Consider the following 22796-nt stretch of genomic DNA (forward strand, 5'->3'; position numbering starts at 1 on the left):
TTTTTTTTGTACACGAATCCGACATTGGCCTATACACGCCCCACTCTCCGCACATACAATACGATGTACTCAAGTACAACACACACACCGAAAGGGGAATGAACATGAGCGAAGAAGTTAGAGGCGGATATGGATGTTGTGGAGGTGGCCCATTCACTAGCACTGGCGCCATCCTGGTTCTCTTTATCTTGCTGGTTATCATCAGCCGTTCACTTTTTGTCTAACCATTAATGACAGTCTCGGGAGAGAGCTTTAAGCTCTTTCCTATTTTCAATCCCTTTTTTTTCACAATAGACGTGGGTGTCCAGTAGGTCATGATAATGGCTGCTGTGACGTCTGCGTCTTTTTTTAAAAATTCCACCTTGTTCTTAGCACCAACCGCACCAACCTTTGTTACCTCAGATCACATTTGCCCGCACAAAAGCAGCTATCGGACACCGCAAACCCTAAAGGCAGTATAATCCCATATTTGGTTTCCTTACGGACCCCAAAGCCGTTATTGGCATGCCAAACCCCAAATATGAACCTCTTCATAGGGAATAACGCCACTGGTGTCCGAACTTCCCCGATAAAGGTTGTAGATTTGCAAATAACGTCAACTGGGTCCGTAAGCCTCAGGGGATAATTATGATCGGCGGCGGAGGTGCGGGCTTAATGTAGATCCAACAACCACACCTAAAAAAGGCTGTCGCAAACGTAGAAAATCTACGGCTGCGACAGCCCAAAAGCTTAAAGTATCTTTACAACTGATGTATTACAGATTGTACAAGTTGTAGATCAAAACCGCTGCCTCTGCACGGGTGGTAACACCTTGTGGATGAATCCGCAAGCCGTCTCCCTTGATCAGGCCAGCACGTATTAGTGCTGCCACACTGTCACGTGCAAACGCTGATACTTGCTGGCTATCCGTGAAACGGGTCATTGAAGCTCCGTTGCCGGCTGGAAGCTGTCTGCCGGCTGCTGCAATCGCTTTTGCAGCCAATGTCATCATTTCCTGCCGCGTAACAGAAGCGTTAGGATCAAAGCTTCCATCTGGACGACCAGTGGCGATCCCCAACTGCTTCGCTATAGCCAACGCTTCATATCTGTAATCGCCAGGCTGCACACCTATGAAGCTTTCTGCACTAACGCCTTCCAAGCCAAGCGCTTTTATAAGCAGGAGCACAAAATCTCCCCGCTTCACTTCCGCTTGAGGCACAAATTGATCCTCTGTCATTCCGTTGATGATGCCTTTGGAGCCAAGCACCTCAATCGCATTGCGGGCCCACTCAAATTTACCGATATCCCGGAATGTCTTCTCCGTAAAGGTGATACTGTACGTACCAGAGAGAATTCCTGTAAAGGAAACCATCCCTGTAGCAGCGATATATCTGCCACTTGGAACAACCGTTAGAATCCCCAACGGATTCAGACTATGAATCGTTATATGTCCTTCTTTACCGCGTTCTTCTGATCGTGGAATATACGGTAGGGACACCTTAACCCGCATGTCAGGACTGTTCCATACGGCTTCCTTGCCATTGATAGTTACGCTCAGTTTAAATTCTGGACGAGAATCTGAATCCACCTTGGTTATCGTAATTACCCAAGGGGTTCCTGCCTCTTTTGCCGCTTGTTTCAGCAGACTACCTGGCAGCTCCAGCACACCAAATTCAGTATGAACGACCAATGAAGTCTTATCATCTGCAAAGATTATACCGTTTGGCAATTGCAGCTCATAACCCTTAGCTGTAGCTACTGCCGGTATATCAACAGTAACCGCTGAAGTTGCTCCACTTAAGCCTGCTGTAGCAGCCTTTTTCAAGCTCTCCAGGTCTACACTTGCTCTCGCCGCACCGGTATTACTGTTCAGCACTGGTGTTGCTGTAAGGAGGGTGCTGCCGGTTACACTGCCTGCATTTCCGCTTGAATTCCCCCCTGTTGTTCCGCTGTTGCCACCACCTGTGGTACCCCCGCTTCCGGAAGTTGGTGCTGTCGTTGGCCGAGTAGTCGGTTCAATGGTTGGACTTGGGGTTGGTTCAGGCGTTGCTGTTGGTGTAGGTGTTGGATCAGGTTTATCCGCAGAAACAATATATTCAAAACTGGAAATATCACTTGGCTTCCAGCCCTCTTTTACAGCAATCGCCTTAATCGTCTTGCTCTTGCCTACATAAATCACTCCACTATACAGTTCGCTGGCTGCTGTAGGTACAGTGCCATCCAACGTGTAGTGAATAGACGCTCCAGCTGTAGCTGTAGTTAACTTCACGGCAACCTGCCCTGTATAAGTTCCCCCGGCAGGATCAGCCTGCGGTGCAGACACCGTTTTCATATCAACCACTCCGCTGATCACATACGTGAATGGAGCTACAAAACTGTTCTCCATGCCCTCTTTTACCGCTATCGTACGAAGAACTGTGACTCCTGCTGCGTCAATAGTTCCGGTATAAAGTGGACTGTCTGCTGTAGGCAATGACCCATCGGTTGTGTAATGAATCTCTGCTCCTGATGTCGCTGTAGTAAGGCTGATCGTTTGTAATCCGCTGTAAGCTCCCGGTTTCAAAGAAGAAACAGGTAAGGAAACCTTTGAATGAATCGGCTGCTCTCCTTCTTCCGTCCGTTCCAGCGTAAACCAATCTAGATTGGCACCGTCATTATTGAAGCTCATCCGTACTACCTGTTTTCCTTGCGCAAGTTGTACGACACCACTCGCCAGCGTGTAATTCGACCATCCACCTGTAGTAGGCATAGGCACTGTTGAGAGTTTTGTACCCTTTACAGATAACGTAGTGCTTACCCCGCCTTGTGCTGTAGCATACCGATATACGATTTTATAAAATCCGGCTTCAGTAATATCAAGGACATAATCCATGGAACCCCCTGCAACGGTAAACCCTACATTTCTAAAGTCCAGCACACCGCCAGTCATGGTACTCTGAATTCCATTGGGTGTAGCATCGTAATAATTCTCGGCTTCCACCTTTAAAGAACCAGCGCCATCCATGATTTCTTCAGTATAAGGTTCTATTTGAATACCACTTAGCTCGTATCCTGCTGATCCAGCTTGCAGGCGCAGCTTCTGTTCACCCGCCTTCAATTGAAGAACGGTGCGTATGCCAACGGTTTGCGAGTAAAGATTCGGCACATCAACGGTTCTTAATGTCTTCCCATCCTCCGTTTTATAAATAATGCCCTTAGGAGCACCATTCGCGGAAGTTACGGTAAGCGTAAAAGCATAGTTTCCATCCTGCGGCACGTTTACCCAGTAATCGATGCTGTCTCCAGCATCAATGCCGGTCAGCTTCGTTCCGCTGCCTTGACCGCTGACTGTGATCCCTTGCAGCTGGTAGAATTGATCCAGTGCGTTCAAGCTTGTGACTTCTATAGGTGCTGTAGCACTAGTTGTTCCTAAGAGCTTAACCTCCGCACGCAGCACGCCGCCACCACTTGAATCGGCATAAGCATTTGCTGGCACATTTACGGTAAGCTGCAAATCACTATAATACGGGGTATGATCATTCCAGGCCAGCGTCAGCTTCACATGGGTAGGGTCAAGTAAGGCAGCTGCCCCAATACTTACATGCCCCTGATCCTTACCTGGGCCCGAGACAGAAATGCTCTGAATGGCATCAGGATTAAATGTCCCTCCTGAAAGGCTGACTACCAATTCATTCCCGTTCACTTGATAAGGCAGAGTACTCGGAGAAAGACTGATGCTCTCTTCGTCGTTGATTGCTGTAACTATAAGAGGCAATTTCAGAACATGTACGCTGCCAAAAGACTGATTTGATTCTGTCTGATACACATCAGCGGTAACCGTAAGAATACGATCCGTGTCGAAATCAATAATTCGCGTACCCGCTAATACGACCTTCGCTGTATAATCATCCACCCGGTATACGCTATTGACAACTGTACCTTCGTAACCTTCAATAGACCAATAAGCGGTGTCCAGTTCAGGTGCATATTTGTCATTTACTAGCTTGACGATAACTTCTGCACCCTCCTCATTTCCTTCTACCAGAGCAGTCTCCGATTGAAGCGCGGGGCCGATCGTAAGCGACTGCAGATGAAATCCTGCTCCATTTACTTTCATGGTCAGCGTCTGCTCCCCGGCAGGCAAGGTTACCGTTCCATTAGCTATTTGCCAATTGGACCATCCCCCCGTCTTCGTCAAAGCATAAGTAGCTGCCGTTACCGTTACTCCATCCTCTCCCGTCAGCAGTTCCAGCTCTGCATCATCCTGATTAGTAGCATAGGAGATCAGGAGTGGGTAGGTACCGCTGGCAGGTACATTAATCTTGTACTTCACCCAATCGCCGGGGTCAGTATAACCCACTGCACCACCCGTTACTAATACACCTGAAGCTGTCGTGTAGTCTTGCCCTTGAAGCACAGCAGGAAGCTCATGTGATCCGGAAGGCGCTTGGCGTAAAGCTAATGAACGGATATTATAACCGTTCCCGTTCGTCTTCAAGGTGAGCTTGTGAATGCCCTTGTTCAGAGAGATCAAGGATTGATAATCTGCAAAATCGGTCAGACTCTCCGTCTGCTGCACAATTGGAAGCGTAGCAATGACCTTACCATCTTCACTAATCTCCACCGATTTTCCGGCGCCATCGCTGAATTGAGCGGCATGCTTAAATTGAAGTGAATATTCACCGCTCTCTTTAACATCAATCACATAGTCGAAGGTGGACGATGCGTCTGGCGAGAACCCGCCAATATAACCCTGCTCATTCACAGTGTAAACCCCTTGCGCTTCTTCAAAATCAACAGCATTCACTACACCCGGCACCGCCTGTATACCATTCAGACGTTCCCAGCTATAAGTGCCCACTGATTTCGCCGGCAGCACAGCACTAATTTGCGCACCGTCCACTAGCAATTTAAACGGCTGTGGATCCGACGTCTGGTTGATTACTACCGTCACAATCTCTTTTCCATCTGGACTAGCAAAAGCTACGTTCGTTACAGTACTGCTTGAGCCGTAGTCACTATCAATCCGCACGTACCCCGGTTTAACGAATTTTGTATATTGGCCCATCAGATAATATTCTGGCAGCAGCCAGTAATGGTTACGGTCTCCCGAATCCTGCACAATCGGGGTTGGGTCTGGCGTTCCGGTCCACTGATGGGAGGCAATATCACTGTCCAGCATCGCTACCCAGGAGTTATAGCTGCGGGCCCAATTACGGAAATATTGTGCAATGCGGTCTGCGCCTGAGGTACCCCAGACTGCGCGTTCGGTCAAATATACATTTTTGTCAGGATAGAGATTATGGAGTTGGGTCATCAGACCAAGGTCACCGCCATAATCATGAAAAGCAGTTCCGTCCACCGCATCGTAGGCACCTAATTCAGGATTGCCTAGGATTTGTGCTGGATAGGCCATCGTGTCACCAGGATTATGATCAAATGTCCACAGCTTCACGTCTTTGAAACCATGTTCATCTAATTCCTTCCGCAGCAGTTTAGCCAGCTGGGCTTCTTGCTCCCACGGCATTTTGGTGCTTGGATATTCAATTTCCAGCAAAGGTTCATTCTGCAAGGTCAGACCTTCAAAGGTAATTCCCAGCTTCTCGTACTCCTGTACGAATTTAAGATAATATTTGGCCAGTACAGGCAGATATTCATCCTTCACTTGGCCTTTGATCATACTGTCTGTAGTCTTCATCCAACCGGGCGGGCTCCAAGGTGAGGCGAAAAACTTAATATCCGGATTGATGTTTTGAATTTTTTTAACCGTGCTGATGATATGGTAGTCAATGTCCTTTTGGATGGAGAAATTCTCCAAATTAATGTCGGTTTGTCCTGGAGGCATATCATCGTAGGTATAAAATTGTTTATCTGTAAAGTCAGCCGTCCCAATCGTCAACCGGAGCATACTCATTCCGATCCCCGATACAGGATCAATCATTTTCCGCAGCAATTCCTCCTGCTTCGCCGCAGACATCTTCGCCAGATTATTGACCGTCGATTCCTCCATGGAGGTACCGATCCCTAGAATAGATTGATATTTCCGGTCAGGATCAATATGGAGCTCTGTACCTGCCTTCACGTCGGGAACCACAATATCCAGCTTCGCCTGCTCTTCCAGCTTCAAATCACCCTCTTGATAACGGTCAGCATAATACCACTTCCGATCGGAAGGATCTCGCTCACTCGATACCCAAGAGCTAACTACATCTGACTTAATAACATGTTTAGTGCTTTCCCCGCCATCTCCGGGATTCGATGGATCTACAGGCACATCACCTGTTCGAGTGAAGCTTACCCAGTTCAGGTTGATATCCCCACCGGTAAATTCCAGACGGATCTTTTGCAACCCTGCCTTCTTAAACACAACATTTTCTACAGCTTTCGTCTGCCAATTCTGCCAGCCACCTGTTGAGGTCACGCTTAATGTTCCTAGCTTAGTTCCCTCTGCTGATTTGATGTTGACGCCTGTAGTGCCACTATTAACGGAATAGCGGAAATCGGCTTGATACGTACCTGCTTGCGCCACATTCACGTTATATTCGAGCCACTGTCCAGCCGAGGTATAGCCGACATTGAGACCGCCACCTATATCCTGCGTATTTTCAGTTTGCAGTCCTGCGCTTTTGTTCAAAAAATCCTCTGCTTCAATTTTGCCGGGAATCGGCAGGGAAGGAATCTCTGGAGCTTCCGGATCGACAGGAGCGGTTGGAAGCTTTGGTGTTTTCTCATTTTTGGTCAAGCCATATCCCGTTTTGAATAACACATTTGTACTGTTATTGTCTGCCGGATAATTGTTCAAAGTGAATGGCCAACGAATCGGATTTTTGCCTACAAAATCCTTAGTACCAAATAACACATCAGCTACTCCAGCACCCTCTGTGCCTGGTAGCCAAGCTGCCACAAGCCCATCCCAATCTTCCAATTGGCTGGCTATCGTCATTGGACGTCCAGACACCAGTACAACGATAAGCGGAATATTAGGATCAGCAGCACGTATATTCGCAAGTGTCGCCAGATCCTGCTCATCCAGATTCAAGCTGGTCCGGTCGCCATCGGTCTCGGCGTAAGGTGTCTCACCGATAACAGCGATCGCCGCATCATAACCCGCAGCCCCACGCCCATTAAGGTTATATGTGACCGTTGTAGAAGCAGGAACAGCCTCCTTTATCCCTTCGAGGATCGTCGTGCCTTCAGTTATATTGCCCGACTTCCCTTGCCAAGTGATCGACCAGCCGCCGGCTTGGTTACCGATATTATTAGCGTTTTTACCCGCTACGAATATTTTATCCATCCCGCTTAATTGCGATAGAATTGGACTTCCATTTACCTCATCGTTCTTCAAAAGAACAAGCGACTCCGCCACAGCTTGGCGGGCTAATTTGCGGCTTTCTGCTGAGCCAAAAGCACTCAACAGCTCCGGTTCGCTTTTGGGATGCTCGAACAATCCTGAAGCGATTTTGACCTGCAGGATACGTTCTGCCGCATCATCTATGCGCTCAGTAGAGATTTTACCTTCGCCTACAAGTTCTGTGATGTACTTAATCGTATCCTTCCAAACGGTCGGCATCATGAACATATCGACTCCGGCGTTTACGGACACATTTAGCTGGTTCTTCAACCCGCTAACAGCTTTGCCTTCACTATCCACTGTGATTTGCTGCACAGCGTTATAATCCGAAATAACGAAACCGGTAAAGCCAAGTCCGCCATTTTTCTTGTCACCCTTCAAAACATCGGTCAGCAAATGTTTATGGGCATGCATTTTAAGACCTTGGATGCTGTGATAGGAGGCCATAACCGTCTGCACCCCTGCGTCTACAGCTGCTTTATAAATTTTCAAATCCTTATCCATGATCTCTTGCTCGGTATATTTAGTGATGTTGCCTTGATTTACACCATTATCCGTATAACCTTCACCTAGATAATGTTTTGCAGTTGCCGTGATTGTATCTGTCCCTGCCAATGCAGCAGCAGTCCGTCCTTGCAGACCAAACACATAAGCCGCACCTAGTTCTGCTGAAATATCCTGATTATCACTAAAACCTTCATAGGTTCTACCCCATCTTGCATTATGAGGGGAGGCTATCGTTGGGGCAAACGTCCAGTTCGCTCCTGTTGCGGCTACTTCCTTAGCAGCAGCTGCACCAATAAGCTCAGTCAATGCGGGATCATTAGCAGCCCCTAGGCCAATATTATGCGGAAAAAGCGTCGCGCCTTTGACATTGTTATGTCCATGCACCGCATCCACCCCATAGAGCAGCGGAATGCCTAATCTGGTAGACAATGCACCATCCTGATAGCTATCAATCAAACTTCTCCAGTTATCGCGAGTGCTGTCACTTTCTTTTCCGTTAGGGAATGAGCCTCCCCCGCTGAGTACAGAGCCAAGAGCATATTTCTGTACCTCCTCAGGTGTGACGGCAGCTCTTTCTGCTTGAACCATCTGCCCAATCTTCTCTTCCAGCGTCATTCGGGATAATAGATCCGCAGTGCGCTCCTCCACACTTTTTGTGGGATCATAGTACACTGGAACTCCTGAGGCATCCGCTGCGGCCCGAGGTATACCCGCCTCAAGCACATTCAAGAATAAGGATGATAGTAAAAGCGCCACCATGAATATTGATAATCTTCTTTTCACGCCTGAATCCTCCCCCAATACTGTTTTGTTGGTACAGATGACTACGCCTATGAATGGAAGCGTATACACGATGTAAGATACAGGCTTATTATGCTGGAGCCATCTGGTAAAAGACATACAGCATTTTTTAAATACTCTGTTCCGTTTTTGCAAATTTAAGGACTTGCCCGGCTCAAATTATGCTTCCAGCAAAAAAAGGCTCTCTCATTCGTAGAATTTCTCTACTGTGAGACAGCCTTTTTATTGTGAATATGAAATTGCCTTACAGATCGTCGTCATCCAATCGTGCCGCTTTGCGGGACAAGTATCCTTTAAACAGAAAGACTACCACAATACCTGCCGCTAAGGTAAAGATCACTGGCATCAGACGGTCACCTATGGAAGCTAAGAAAGGTAATCCAAGAACCAATGCCACAACCAGATGCGCACGGAATACAAATTGTGTTGTGTTGTCCGCCTTACTGCCTTCAGGAAAAGGATACACTGTCAGCCAAAAAGACTCGCTATGCAATTTGCGGAGTGCCGACAATTGAACACCAATGATGAACAGGAAGAACAAATAAATTCCGGTGCCAAAGTAACTATCACGGTTCCACCAATTCAGCAGCAGAGCCAGCACCGATATCCGCATAATGATTCCAAAGATATCGCCCCGGGCAAAGCTTTTGGTCAGCAGATACCGATAAGCAGTATCCTTGCGCCAAGGCAGCTTAGCGCCCCATTTGGAAAGATAACGGCGGGAATACACCCGTTGCTCACGGCCCGGCACATCCACGAACCAGCCCAGAACCATCAGCGCACGTGCACCTTGATTGTTTTCCATGGCGATCAGTCTTTCCCATGGCACAGCGTGACGTCCGGGCACAGACAGTGCAGCAAGATAGGCTGCTGCCAATAACACCATAAATATCAGGCTCGGGCCGGCAGGCTGCCACAACCAAGCGGCAATAATCAAACCTCCAACTGCCCAGCGCAAGAAAGCATACACACCTGCCATCGGACGTGACAGCATAGCTATCTCTTTCCATAATCCATAACTCGCGATCAGCTTCACAGCAATCAGGATCAACACTGTAAATAAAAGTCGCTTGGGAGAATCATCTGTACGTATGTACAACGGCCAAAGGGTGATCAGTACAAATAACAAGCGAATGATCTTCCACACGTTTCCACTGACCCAGGATGGTGCAAAATATTCCTTCATGCGGTGACCCTGAGGCAGCAGAAAGATCGTATCCGGGGTCTGCAAATAGGTTCGGAAGCCGCTATGCACTGTCGCAGGCAACAGTAATGCTAACATAATCCAGCGAATGGGAATGCCTTCAGGTACATTTTGTAGCAGCGATGTATACCAAGCAGAGAAGACAATCAACACGAACAGGAAGACCATGGCTACGCCGCTTTGAATGATATATCCCACATAAGGAAGCATACTTCCCATGAATCTACCGCGCCGCGTGCGCCGCAGCTCTTTCAAATCCATATTATCTCCCTCCCTGAACCAGCTCGTAGAACAGCTGCTCCAAAGTCAGCCCCTGATGCCCGGCAGTTGCCGCTATTTCCGCCAGCGTGCCCTGTGCAATCACCTTACCTTTATGCAATACAATAAAACGGTCGCAATAATTCTCTATTGTGGAAAGAATATGAGAGCTTAACAGAATCGACGATCCAGAGTTCTTCAGATCCATCATGAAATCAAGCAAGGAGCGGATCCCTAGCGGATCCAATCCTAAAAAGGGCTCGTCGATGACATATAAAGCAGGTCGTGCAACGAAAGCGCACATGATCATAACCTTCTGTTTCATCCCTTTGGATAGATGGGTCGACAGGGTGTCCATCTTATCCTCCATATGGAACAGCTTGGCAAGATGCGAGGTGCGGGATTCATAATCCTTTTGATCTACCCCATAAGCTCTGGCAGTAAATTCAACATGCTCACGAACCGTCATTTCGTCATACAGCAGCGGCGATTCCGGTACAAAAGACAACGCATTATTGTATCCAACGGGATCTTCAGCACGCGTCTTGCCCTGTACGGTGATATCGCCCTTATGGGGCGACATCAATCCTAGAATATGCTTCATCGTCGTACTTTTTCCTGCTCCGTTTAAACCAATCAATCCAACCATTTCGCCAGGCTGCACCTGAAGTGCAATATCATGCAGCACTGGCTTATTCAGGCTGTACCCACCACTGAGACCCGTAATTTGCAATACGGGAGCATTATTCATTGACCGTCACCTCTCGGAGTTTTGTCTTTCAACCACTTTGGAGCTCCTTTATTTTTACGGTTCTTCTCACGTTCCGCATTGCTGCTGCGTTTGCTCCGTGCAGGAGTCGCATCTCCGCGTGCTCCCGCAGAAGGATTCGCGCTGCGCTGTGAATCGCGTTGTTGTTCTCCGCTTGTTGTTTCACTTGTGTTAATCGTAGCCATTCTTTTGGCAGGCGGTGTACCTGCTCCAACGGATGGCGACTGAACATTGGAGGCTCCAGATGTGCTAACAGGCGGCTTGCCGCTGCGTGGAGCAGATCCATCACGGCGTTGCCCACTGCCTTCATTACTCCGTCCCCGTCCATTGTGCAAAGCGCTGCGTGCTTCATCTGCTGCAAGCACCTTACCACCGACCATCTCCCGCTCCTCAAGCGCAATATCCAATTCGCGGGCGAATTTCCGCATGATAAAGGTCTGTTGCTCTGTAACTATTGTTACAGATAAGCCGCGGCGTCCCATCCGTCCGGTACGGCCTGCACGGTGTACATAATGTTCAGAATCAAAAGCCGGATCGTAGCTAACTACCAAAGAAAGATTCTCAATATCCAGTCCTCTGGCAGCTACGTCACTGGCAACAAGCACACGAAATTTGCCTTCCCGGAAACCTTTTAATACATTGCTGCGCGTTACCTTATCGGCATCTCCGTAAAGTGCTGCCGCAGTAAGCCCAAGATGATTCAGCTTAGCCTCAACCTCGGCAATATCATCTGTAGCATTCACGAACACAATCGCTTTATCGGGATTGTAATGGCGAATCACCCGGCGCAGCATGTCCATTTTGTTACGCTCTTCAGCAACAACATAATGATGCTCCAAGCTTTCAGCAGTCATTACACCTGGAGCAATCCCAACCTCTGCCGGATTCTTCATTTCACGATTAGCCAGCGCTTTCGTCTCTGGTCCGATCGTTGCCGACAGCATAACAAGCTGGCGTGAACGCAGCGCACTGCTGACAATCTTTGTAACTTCGCCGGCTCCGCTAAGCTGGAACATTTGGTCCGCCTCATCCAGAACAATAGTACTCACTTCATGCATCTTCAATTTACGAAGTCCAATCAGCTCGCGGATCCGCCCAGGTGTTCCCACAACTAGCTGTGGATGCTCACGCAGCTTGTCAATCTGGCGTTTGATTGCGGCCCCGCCAATAAGACCCATAACTCGGATTCCGCGCTGTTCACCATAACGTTCCGCCTCGCGTAAGATTTGCATCGCCAGCTCCTGTGTAGGGGCGAGCACCAGCTTTTGGACCACCTTCTGCTCCGGATTAATCGCTTGAAGCAGCGGCAATAGATAGGCCAGCGTCTTACCCGTTCCAGTCTGGGAAGCTGCAATAACATCTCTTCCCTCTAGTAGAAGCGGTATTGTCTGCTCTTGTACCGGGGATGGAGCGTTAATGCCGAATTCCGACAACCGGGCAATGAGGTCTTCCTGAATGCCGATAGCCGCAAAAGAAGCTTTATTCATAAGTGTAATTCATCCTTTTCGCTTGAGATAATATCTTCATTATATGCCAAAAAGGCCTCTCCACCAAATGGAAGGCCAATAAAGCTGACAACAGGGTCTATTTTCTGTTCATCGCATTATAAGTAAGCTTGTCCGCCAGGCGAGGAAACAGCCCGTAAAGCCGTATGCCAAACCCTGCCAGACCCGGAAGATCGAGCTCTTCTTTGCCGGTCTCCATAACCTTAACGATCTTAGAAGATACGTGCTCTGGGGTCATCATCATCCGGGCTACACTCTTCTCATAATTGCCAGAGGGGTCAGCCGTTTTGAAAAAATCGGTGGCGATCGGCCCCGGGTTCACAGCCGAGACGATAATTCCACTCTTCCGCAGCTCCTGACGGAGCGCATTTGTGAATCCGAGTACAGCATGTTTGGTAGCCGTATAGGCTACGGACTTGGCTGTGCCTATCTTCCCTGCCATGGAAGCCACATTTACAATCTGGCCGCTTCCCCGCTCCAGCATATGTGGAACAACAGCTTTCGTGCACCGGACAATCCCCATGTAGTTAACATCCATCATATCGTCAAATTCATGAGGCTCCATCTCTGTAAAAGCAGCAAATTTGCCGTACCCTGCGTTATTTAGCAAAATATCAATTCTGCCGTATGCCTCCAAAATTTGTGCGAAGGTCTTCTGAACACCCTCAGCATCTGTTACGTCACAGGTGTACAGTCCAAAAACGCCCGGGATACCGGCCGCTGTTTCTTTCAGCTTCGCTTCGGAACGTGCTACCAGGACAGGGATTGCCCCCTTTTTACTAAGCATCTGTGCCGTTAATGCACCAATGCCGCTGGACGCTCCTGTAATCACAACAACCTTATCTTTGAGTACCATGAAAAGTATTTCAGCTCCTAACTCTTGCCTAAGAGATCATCACCTGAATATCCATCTCTCCAACCCCATCCATCAACAACGGAATACTAAGCGCTTTACGAGGCATAAAAGACATGCTTTCCATCTTCATAATCTGAGGAGGACTTATATCCACCGAAACACCTTGATTATATAGAATGGTACTGGCATTCCCACTGATCATATTGCTCAGCTCTGAAATTGCACTTTGACCCATCTCATCCATCTCGGTGATCACAAAGCCACCCATCATAATCGATACCATTCGCAAGGCTACCTGCTCCGCGATACCAAATATAATATTTCCGCTCAGTTGGCCTGTCATCCCTACTTGAATCCATATATGATTATCGATCAGTTCAATTTCTTTAATGCCTAAACTCCCCGTAGAAGGCGAGACCTGAATTACTTGTTCTATAACAGTCCGTGCAGACTCTAGAAACGGATTAATTACTTCTGCTTTCATGAATGTCTAGTCTCCCCCTTTATCGTGCTTTGGTCATATACCAAAAGTCCCAAGCAATATGGATATATTATACTTTATATATCGGCACAATTCAGCAAAAATTAATGCATATGTCGAATTCAAACCCAAGATAGTTTAGGCAGCAACATTGCTCTGCCGGGTATTATCTCCTATAATTTAAACAAATGCCAACGTGGAACGTAAGATATTAACGCAATTACACATCCAATTCGATGGTCCAAAGGAGGTATTCCATGAACATCAGCCAGCTGGAGACACTAATAACAATTTCCAAAACGATGAGCTTTCGCAAGGCCGGAGAACTGCTTAATCTGACCCAACCAGCGGTTTCAGCACAGATTAAGAGCCTTGAAGAAGAGTTCAAGACTCAGCTGGTTGACCGAAACCAGCCTGTTACATTAACGGATAGAGGGACTGTCTTTCTGGAGCATGCGGAACAAATAGTGAGGATTGTCGAGGAACTTAAGGAACGGCTTGCAGATCTTGATGAAAATCCCCAAGGTCATATAGTTTTAGGCACAACTACCTCAATCGCTATTCAAATTTTACCGCGTATTCTATCTTATTTTAAAGACCAGTTCCCCCATATCAAAACATCAATTTCCTCTATGTCCTCATCACAAATTTATCAGCATGTCGAAAACGGCATTGTTGATGTCGGCATCGGTTATTTAATTGGACGTAGCCCGGGCATGTCTACTTCCATTTTGTATTATGATACCTTCGAACTGGTGGTCTCTCCCAGACACCCTCTCGCTCAAGTGAAGACCGCTGGGATAGAAGCCTTAAGCAAAACCCCGCTGATTCTGCTCTCACCAGACACAGTGGGCCGTAAATTTGCGGATGAGGTTCTGAACAAACATGGCATTCAACCTCAGGTCATTATGGAGCTGACCAGCAGCGAGGAAGTGAAACGGATGGTCGAGCTCGATTTGGGCGCCGCCATTATTTCCAAGCAGTCAGTTACCGCTGAGGTTCGAGCCGGCACTCTCAAAATTGTGCCAATTATTGAGCTGGAGGTCACGCATCCTGTTGGTGTGATCACGAAATCAGGAAAATACGTAAACTCTGCTATGAGGCAGTTCCTAAGCGATCTTAAAGGCATGCCAGAAACCCAATTTATCGGGTCTGAATAAATCCCACCCACAAAGTGGAACCGATTACTTCTGGGCTGATTGCATAACCTTGTTTAAAGGAGATGTTCTTGATGAAATTTGATTTACACACCCATCATTTCCGCTGTGGCCATGCTGACGGAACGATTAGAGATTATATCGAAGCTGGGATTGCCGCTGGATTGGGCGTTATAGGTATTTCCGATCATACTCCCTATTTCGGAGATCCATCCGATCAGGCTTTTCCCAAAATCGCAATGGCTAAATCCGAATTTGCTAATTATGTAGATGATGTTCTCTCCCTCAAAAAAGAGTACGAAGGCGTTATCGACGTCCTGTTAGGCATCGAATCAGATTACTTCCCCGAACATGCTGAGATATACAGCAAGACATTATCCGCCTACCCTTTTGATTATGTGATTGGATCGGTACATAGTGTTGGTGGAGTCAGCATTTTTAACAAAGGGCGCTGGAAAAACCTTAGCAAAAATGAGAAGATCCGCGTGAAGTCTGAATATTACCGGTTGATTGCTGATTCCGCACGCAGTGGTATGTTCCAAATACTCGGGCATATTGATGCGATGAAGGGGAATTATCCTGCTTTTTCCGAAATTCCTGCACCTCAGCCGATTGACGATTGTCTGCGTGTAATTAGTGAATGTGACGTGGCCATCGAAATCAATACCTCAGGCGGAACTAAGCTGGTCGGCGGCTGGTATCCCTCTGAAGATATTCTGGAGCGGGCACTACATTTTGGCGTAGAGGTTAGTTTCGGTTCGGATGCACATAAGCCGTCCCGGGTCGCTGAGGATCGTGATGCGGTAGCTGCACAGCTCAAAGCAATAGGCTTTACACACTGGGTTTATTACAAGCAGCGCCAAAAAGTCAAAGTTTCTCTGTAATCAAGCCTAAACGCCTTCAACGTCCCTATAAGGACGGTAAGCGTTAAAGCGAGAAATTAAATAATGCACCAAGCGTTATTGGTTTAGGGGCAGGGTTCACCCTCCGTTAAACCAATCTCAGCTTGGTGCATTATTTTGTTTATTTACAGATTATCACAGCTAAAACCTTGTTGTTTCAGCGTACGTTTCGCATCTCCATATTCCGGGTTGATCTCATAAAAATGAGCAATCGTACTGGTCCAGTCTCTCTCCGTCATCCCCTGCTGCTGCAAGTATTCACGGTGGGTTTGATTATATGCCTCCAGGAGGCCTTGTACATCCGGATTGTATTGCTCCTCATGAAATATAGCTTCCAGCGGCAGCCGCGGCTTCTGAGAAACCTCCTCCGCTGGGTATCCCACGCAGAGACCGACGACAGGGAATACGTACTCCGGCAGCTTCAGCAGTTCAATCACACCCGCTGTGTTGCGGCGCACACCCCCAATAGGAATGATGCCCAGTCCCATGGATTCCGCCGCTGCAATCGCGTTAGACAATGAGATTCCCACATCTGTAGCTCCAACCAAAAGCGCATCCACATCTTTTACGGCTTCAAAAGACTTGCCTTCCAGCTCACTAGCTACTTTAGCTCTATAAAAATCCATGCAAAACACCAAAAAAACCGGTGCTGCCGCTACATGCTTCTGATTTCCGCACAAAACTGAAAGCTGCTGCTTACGCGCAGGATCTTTGATGGCGATTATCGATACCTGCTGTCCATGAACCCATGACGGTGCGGCTTGAGCCGATTCAATCATTGATTGTAGCTTCTCTGGCTCCACAGGCTGGTCTGAATATTGCCGGAAAGAACGATGATTTTTTAATGTTTGTACCACTTCATTCAAAATGTTACGCCTCCTTGGTCATTCCACTCCATAGTATGTTAATCATAAACGATCGGATTCGGTACTGCCAATCACTTACGCTACTCTTTTCAAACAAAAAAAATGGACCCGAATCATCGGGTCCCAAAGCAGTATATTTTTAAAAGGGGGTCATGTACTTAGTTTAACCGCACACTGTTAGAGTTTGATAACGGCATTATTTCATTTGTGTAACAATGTGAATACTTTCATTACATCGTCCAAGGAGCCGACTTTGGGCATCACCCGCTCCAGCTTCATACCGTTCTTGAGCATCACACGTTCCGATCTAATATTATCTCCTGTGCAGCGTCCTTCGATCCTTGTTATCCCAAGGGTATGAACACTATAGTTCAAAAACAAACCCACGGCCTCCGTCGCCAGCCCGCATCCCCACCATGCCGGGTCCAGCATATATCCTAAGGTAGCTGTGCCCTCACGGCGGTTCCAATTCTGCAAAGCCACTATACCGATCAACCGCTGCTGCCCCTTTAAATAGATCCCGGCATGCAGCGCACAAGGATCGAAGGCAAATAACATCCGGTTTACCAGCTTCTCCACCTGGGCAGATGCTGATCCAGGGCCGGAGCGTACTAGAATATGGCGCTGCACATCTGGATGGGAGAGCAGCTGCCGCAAAGCTAAAACATCCTCAGGCATGATCAGCCTCAGATCTACCGCTAAACCATGTTGTGTCTCTAACAACACTGCTCCATAGGTGCTCATCTTCTCTCCCCTTCCGTGCAGCTAAAATTCCAGCCTAATCAGCTCATGGACCGATGCAGCGTCAGAACCGTTAATTCTGGCCTACACAATAACCGAAAAGGCATGTATGTCTCTCCAAACCCTCTATTCACATACACAGGCATGGCTTTGTCTTCTGTATAATACAATCCATTTATGTATTTAAGAGATCCATAAGGTGTAAATGGCGCACCTATAAAGGGCAGGCGAATTTGTCCGCCATGACTGTGCCCGGAAAGCTGTAGATCAAATGAATAGGCCTGTGCGGTATCCGCATAATCCGGCTCATGCATCAAAAGGACGTTAAAGGTTCCTTCAGGAACACCAGTAATGGCTTTCGCTGGGTCGGGTTTACCGTGTAACAGATCATCCAGACCCGTAACCGCCATGACTGCCCCGCCTCTTTTTAGAAGGTAGGATTTATTCCTTAGCACCCGGAAGCCCGCAGACTCCAGCAGCTCGGTAACCAGCTGGGTATTCTTGTAATCATGATTGCCTAATATCGCAAATTTACCCAATGGCGCACTTAACGCTGCCAGCACCGGTACGGCTTCAACAAGATCCTCAGGATCGCTGTCCACAATGTCACCCGTGAAGCAAATAAGATCCGGTTCAGCTTTGCTTATATGTTTAGCGAGTCGGGTCAGATCCCTGGCATCCTTATTAAATCCGAGATGCGTATCACTGAAATGAACAAGCTTCATCCCTGAAAAAGCGGAAGGAAGCTCCTTAAAGCGCAAGTCCAGCTTAGTGACCTCAATCCAGTTCGGCTCCCCCTGCCATGCATATCCGCTTGTAAGCAATCCTGCGCCGATTACAGCAGCCGCACCCCGAGTCAGGAACTGCCGGCGGGTAATTGTTGACTCGCCACCAGAACGCCCCTTAGAGGTGTCCTTGTGGATCTTATCGCCATTCTTATTGGGAGAAGCCCCAGACGATTGTATCTTCATAGGGAGATTCTCCTTTCTTTACCTTTTCCCCGAAAAACAGATGGTCCAAATAATAACTTATATATTATTTCGGGCAGTTAGAACAATCCGGCATTCTTTCTCCGGAGTTTCGCTGTAAGCGCGTGCAATCCCTTTTTTTGCGATTTCTGATTTTTGAACTCGTCTCAGCATAAATGCTACTTCCAGCGTTTTTTCAAAAGGAAACGGTTCAAGCATTAACGTTGACTTATCCTGCCACTCCGCTGTGATAACACGACCTGACGTAAAACTGAAATCTTCAGTACCTGAGAACCCTTCACGCCACCATGGATGCTCCTCTGATTTCGGACACCCTGGCTCATTTAAGGCCAAATACAAGGACAGATCATCGCAGAATTCTAAAAGGCGGGCATCATAATACAGCTCATCTTCCCCAATAGGCTTGGAAGCTTCAAGTTCCCGATGGATACGTGCTCTGCGTTCCTCTTCATGTTCTTGATACAATGTAAGTTCTGGATAATCGAGTCCCGCAATCTTAATAAGCCGCTCAAAATGCAAGCTGCACAGCAACGCTCCGTACGGTGTGTGTTCCTCGATCTCATCTAATCCACGCTTATAAAAGGTCAACTTAGGCACTACAGGAAAATCAATAAAGGTGTAGGGTGCTTGCTCCGCATCATTCCAGAAAGGGGTCTCATCCAGATCAATCCAGCCCCTATCATGCTGTGCTACTGCCCACAGTACCTCTTCCCGGCGTCCTTCAGTTGGCACATGCTGCTCTTTGAACCCAATGGCCAGCTCTCCGGCAAGTTTCCCGTGATCATGCTGCTTAACCATTACAATTGCTCCATCTTGCTCCCGACAAATCACGATTATTCCTCCTTGTTCCACAGCTAACATTACGTTAACAATGGATATTATAGCATAAATTGGTCAATGTTCTGAACCTGCTCCAGCCCTGCAAGACTTTCCCGCCTCAAGCAGATAAGAGAGTCTTAACAACATAAAAAAAGCTACCCCCAGCGAATGGAATCCACTTTGAGGATAGCTCAATAGATAAACATTTGGCGGTACTATTAATTACACACCTAACCAACGTTTGAACATATGCTTCGTTGTTTGCTTGTTAATTTCTGCAATGGATGTCGTAAGAGGAATCCCCTTTGGACAAGCACGTACACAGTTCTGTGAGTTACCACAGCCATCGATCCCGCCATCCTCCATCAGAGCATCCAATCTTTCGTCAGCGTTCATTTCACCTGTAGGATGAGCATTGAACAGACGTACTTGAGAAATGGCTGCCGGTCCGATGAAATCCGTCTTTTCGTTGACATTCGGGCAAGCCTCCAAACATACGCCACAGGTCATACATTTGGATAATTCATAGGCCCACTGCCGTTTTTTCTCCGGCATCCGCGGTCCCGGTCCAAGATCGTACGTACCGTCAATCGGAATCCATGCTTTCACCCGTTTTAGCGCATTGAACATCCGGGTACGGTCAATGACTAAGTCACGCACCACCGGAAATGTCTTCATAGGCTCAATGCGTACAGGCTGCTCCAGATTGTCTATAAGTGCAGCGCAGGCTTGGCGGGGTTTGCCATTAATCACCATGGAGCAAGCTCCGCACACTTCTTCTAAACAGTTGGAATCCCAGCATACGGGAACTGTGCTGTCACCTTTGGCATTCACAGGGTTACGCTGAATTTCCATCAAAGCACTGATCACATTCATACCTGGACGATAAGGAAGTTCAAATTCCTCGACATACGATGAACTTTGTGGATCGTCCTGGCGGGTGATGATAAACTTTACGTTTTTGGGAGCTGCAGCTGTTTCCGCCATAATGGTTCCCTCCTAAAATTGCCTGATTTTATTTCATGAAGCTTGCCTCGCAAGCTATTCTGTTACTGGAAAGCATTAATCCTTCGAATAATCGCGTACCCGTGGAGGAATCAGCGAGACATCCACTTCGTCGTAGGAGATTTGTGGACCCTCTGCAGTCCAGGCTGCTTTTGTGGTCTTCAAGAACTCCTCATCATTACGATTCGGGAATTCCGGTTTGTAATGTGCACCACGGCTCTCATTCCGCATAAGCGCTCCAAGTGTCATCGCTTCGGACAGCTCCAGCATATTCCAGAGCTGGCGAGTGAAGGCCACACCTTGGTTATTCCAGCGCGATGCATCATTCATATTGATCTTGCGATAACGCTCCTTAAGCTCTTTGATTTTACCAATGGTCGCTTCCAGCTTCGGATTGTGCCGCACCACGGTCATATTAGCGGTCATCCATTCGCCCAGTTCCTTGTGGATCACATAAGCATTCTCTGTCCCTGACATTGCCAATAGAGACTCATATTTGTCCGTTTGCTTTTTGTGGAAGCTATCGAATACGGAAGAAGAGATATCCTGCGATGATTTCTTCAGACCTTTAATGTATTCAACAGCCTTTGGTCCTGCGACCATACCGCCGTAAATAGCAGATACCAGAGAGTTGGCGCCTAGACGGTTCGCTCCGTGATATTGATATTCACATTCTCCGGCTGCAAAAAGACCCGGAACGTTCGTCATTTGATTGTAATCAACCCACATGCCGCCCATAGAATAGTGCACAGCCGGGAAGATCTTCATTGGTATTTTACGGGGATCATCCCCCATGAATTTTTCGTAAATTTCAATAATCCCGCCAAGCTTCACGTCCAGCTCTTTCGGATCCTTGTGAGAGAGGTCCAAATACACCATGTTCTCGCCATTAATGCCCAGCCCTTGATCCACACACACATTAAAAATTTCACGTGTAGCAATATCGCGCGGCACCAAGTTACCGTAGGACGGATATTTTTCTTCGAGGAAATACCACGGTTTCCCGTCTTTATAAGTCCAGATACGGCCGCCCTCGCCACGTGCCGATTCCGACATCAGGCGGAGCTTGTCATCTCCCGGAATAGCCGTTGGGTGAATCTGGATAAATTCTCCGTTGGCATAATGTACGCCCTGTTGGTATACCGCACTTGCGGCTGTCCCTGTATTAATTACGGAGTTCGTTGTTTTGCCAAAAATAATACCCGGCCCGCCGCTTGCCAAAATAACAGCATCCGCAGGAAAAGTCTCAATCTCCATCGTCTTAAGATTCTGGGCACTGATGCCGCGGCATACACCTTCGTCGTCGATGATAGCTGAAAGGAACTCCCAGTTCTCGCGTTTAGTTACGAGACCTTCAGCTTCCCAGCGGCGCACCTGCTCATCCAACGCGTACAGCAGCTGTTGGCCTGTAGTCGCGCCGGCAAAAGCTGTACGGTGCCGCTTCGTTCCGCCGAAACGACGGAAGTCGAGCAGACCTTCCGGTGTGCGGTTGAACATAACGCCCATCCGGTCCATAAGGTGAATGATACCTGGCGCAGCTTCACACATCGCCTTAACCGGCGGCTGATTCGCCAAAAAGTCACCGCCATAGACGGTGTCGTCAAAATGCTCCCAAGGGGAGTCGCCCTCACCTTTGGTATTTACAGCGCCATTGATGCCGCCTTGCGCACATACGGAGTGTGATCTTTTTACAGGAACTAATGAGAATAAATGGACATGCGCACCAGCTTCCGCTGCCTTGATGGTAGCCATCAGGCCGGCCAGGCCGCCGCCCACGATAATGATATCGGATGTTGCCATGATAGTTCACTCCTTTTATCGAAAATATCAGAAAGGATTCTTAAATTAAATGAAGGTCTTTATGGACTGGGCAATGGTTGCTGCAGTTTGAAATTCACTGTCACGGAAAGTAACCAGCGAAATCAGGAACATGAAAGTTACTAATACAAATATGCCAAGACAGAGGTAAGAAGATACCCGCTGTGCACGTGGACCTACGGTGATTCCCCAGCTGATCAAGAAAGACCAGAGACCGTTCGAGAAGTGGAAGCATGCAGCAACGATACCGATAATATACAGTGTCAGCAGAAGTGGCTGAGTCACGATATCATGCATCAGACCGCCTAATTCTTCGTGCTCCACATTACCCACCGCCACCTGAACCCGTGTTTGGAACAAGTGCCAGACGATAAAGATGAAGGTAACAATACCTGTAATCCGTTGCAGGGTATAACGCCAGTTTCTTTCAATGTTGAAACGGTTCAAGTTCGGCTTGGATTGATACGCAATATAAAGTCCGTATACCCCATGGTACAGCAGAGGAAGCCATATACCGAACAATTCCAGGAAGAAAACGAGCGGCAGGCTGTTCAGCCATAACACGCTGTCAGTGAAACCGGAAGCGCCACCCTCTACAGCCGCAAAATTCGTCATCATGTGCTCAATGAAGAAGGCTCCAAGTGGGATAACGCCTAGCAAGGAATGAATCTTTCTGGAATAAAATCCTTTCATACAAAGTAACCCCTTTCCGATTAAAACAGCGTTTTCATTAATGGGTATTCACCGCCGGAACTACATTTGACACAGGATAACGTTGACAATCCAATGACATAATTCCTTAATTTACC

16 protein-coding genes are annotated in these 22796 nt (G+C 47.7%); 3 read left to right on the forward strand and 13 right to left on the reverse strand.

The window, feature by feature from the left end:
- Positions 1-104 precede the first annotated feature (104 nt).
- On the forward strand, positions 105-224 hold the full coding sequence (locus tag MKY54_RS25795) for a YjcZ family sporulation protein (RefSeq protein WP_212592220.1): 120 nt from the start codon (positions 105-107) through the stop codon (positions 222-224).
- 530 nt (positions 225-754) lie between these two features.
- Here MKY54_RS25795 and MKY54_RS25800 read toward each other — a convergent pair.
- From MKY54_RS25800 to MKY54_RS25825, 6 genes are all read right to left on the reverse strand, one after another.
- Entirely contained in the window at positions 755-8599 is a 7845-nt protein-coding gene (locus MKY54_RS25800; RefSeq protein ID WP_339188397.1) for a glycoside hydrolase family 3 N-terminal domain-containing protein, read from the reverse strand.
- Positions 8600-8861: 262 nt separating this feature from the next.
- Positions 8862-10082: an ABC transporter permease gene (locus MKY54_RS25805; RefSeq protein WP_076141980.1), complete on the reverse strand. Its 1221-nt coding sequence runs from the start codon at positions 10080-10082 to the stop codon at positions 8862-8864.
- Between the two features lies 1 nt (position 10083).
- A complete protein-coding gene (locus MKY54_RS25810; RefSeq protein ID WP_339188400.1) occupies positions 10084-10830 on the reverse strand; it encodes an ABC transporter ATP-binding protein in 747 nt (248 codons plus the stop codon).
- Positions 10827-12335 carry a DEAD/DEAH box helicase gene (locus MKY54_RS25815; RefSeq protein WP_076127920.1) on the reverse strand — a complete coding sequence of 503 codons (1509 nt, stop codon included), beginning with the start codon at positions 12333-12335 and terminating at the stop codon, positions 10827-10829. Before MKY54_RS25815 ends, MKY54_RS25810 begins: the two co-directional genes overlap by 4 nt.
- Before the next feature lie 97 nt (positions 12336-12432).
- The gene (locus tag MKY54_RS25820) at positions 12433-13209 is read right to left on the reverse strand and encodes an SDR family oxidoreductase (protein WP_076127922.1); all 777 of its coding nucleotides are present in this window, start codon (positions 13207-13209) and stop codon (positions 12433-12435) included.
- Between the two features lie 28 nt (positions 13210-13237).
- Positions 13238-13693 (reverse strand): chemotaxis protein CheX, encoded by a 456-nt coding sequence (locus MKY54_RS25825; RefSeq protein WP_036679793.1) that lies wholly within the window; start codon positions 13691-13693, stop codon positions 13238-13240.
- Positions 13694-13947: 254 nt separating this feature from the next.
- Between MKY54_RS25825 and MKY54_RS25830 the strand changes: the two genes are divergently transcribed.
- Positions 13948-14850, forward strand: a complete 903-nt coding sequence (locus tag MKY54_RS25830) for a LysR family transcriptional regulator (RefSeq protein ID WP_038573173.1) — start codon at positions 13948-13950, stop codon at positions 14848-14850.
- Between the two features lie 71 nt (positions 14851-14921).
- Entirely contained in the window at positions 14922-15731 is an 810-nt protein-coding gene (locus tag MKY54_RS25835; RefSeq protein ID WP_339188403.1) for a histidinol-phosphatase, read from the forward strand.
- A 143-nt stretch (positions 15732-15874) separates the two neighbouring features.
- On the opposite strand, the gene MKY54_RS25840 is transcribed toward MKY54_RS25835, so the two are convergent.
- From MKY54_RS25840 to MKY54_RS25870, 7 genes are all read right to left on the reverse strand, one after another.
- Positions 15875-16606, reverse strand: coding sequence for an NADPH-dependent oxidoreductase (locus tag MKY54_RS25840; protein WP_339191286.1), 732 nt, complete (start codon positions 16604-16606; stop codon positions 15875-15877).
- A gap of 210 nt (positions 16607-16816) precedes the next feature.
- Positions 16817-17359, reverse strand: coding sequence for a GNAT family N-acetyltransferase (locus MKY54_RS25845; RefSeq protein ID WP_051491088.1), 543 nt, complete (start codon positions 17357-17359; stop codon positions 16817-16819).
- Between the two features lie 38 nt (positions 17360-17397).
- Entirely contained in the window at positions 17398-18327 is a 930-nt protein-coding gene (locus MKY54_RS25850; RefSeq protein ID WP_339188407.1) for a metallophosphoesterase, read from the reverse strand.
- 57 nt (positions 18328-18384) lie between these two features.
- On the reverse strand, positions 18385-19176 hold the full coding sequence (locus tag MKY54_RS25855) for a DUF3891 family protein (protein WP_076127959.1): 792 nt from the start codon (positions 19174-19176) through the stop codon (positions 18385-18387).
- Between the two features lie 210 nt (positions 19177-19386).
- Positions 19387-20151: a succinate dehydrogenase iron-sulfur subunit gene (gene sdhB / locus MKY54_RS25860; protein ID WP_036679800.1), complete on the reverse strand. Its 765-nt coding sequence runs from the start codon at positions 20149-20151 to the stop codon at positions 19387-19389.
- A gap of 75 nt (positions 20152-20226) precedes the next feature.
- Positions 20227-21969: a succinate dehydrogenase flavoprotein subunit gene (gene sdhA, locus MKY54_RS25865; RefSeq protein ID WP_076127961.1), complete on the reverse strand. Its 1743-nt coding sequence runs from the start codon at positions 21967-21969 to the stop codon at positions 20227-20229.
- Between the two features lie 45 nt (positions 21970-22014).
- Positions 22015-22680, reverse strand: a complete 666-nt coding sequence (locus MKY54_RS25870) for a succinate dehydrogenase cytochrome b558 subunit (protein ID WP_036679804.1) — start codon at positions 22678-22680, stop codon at positions 22015-22017.
- Between the last annotated feature and the right edge of the window lie 116 nt (positions 22681-22796).

Source organism: Paenibacillus sp. FSL P2-0121 (assembly GCF_037975345.1).
Taxonomy (GTDB): domain Bacteria; phylum Bacillota; class Bacilli; order Paenibacillales; family Paenibacillaceae; genus Paenibacillus_AQ; species Paenibacillus_AQ odorifer.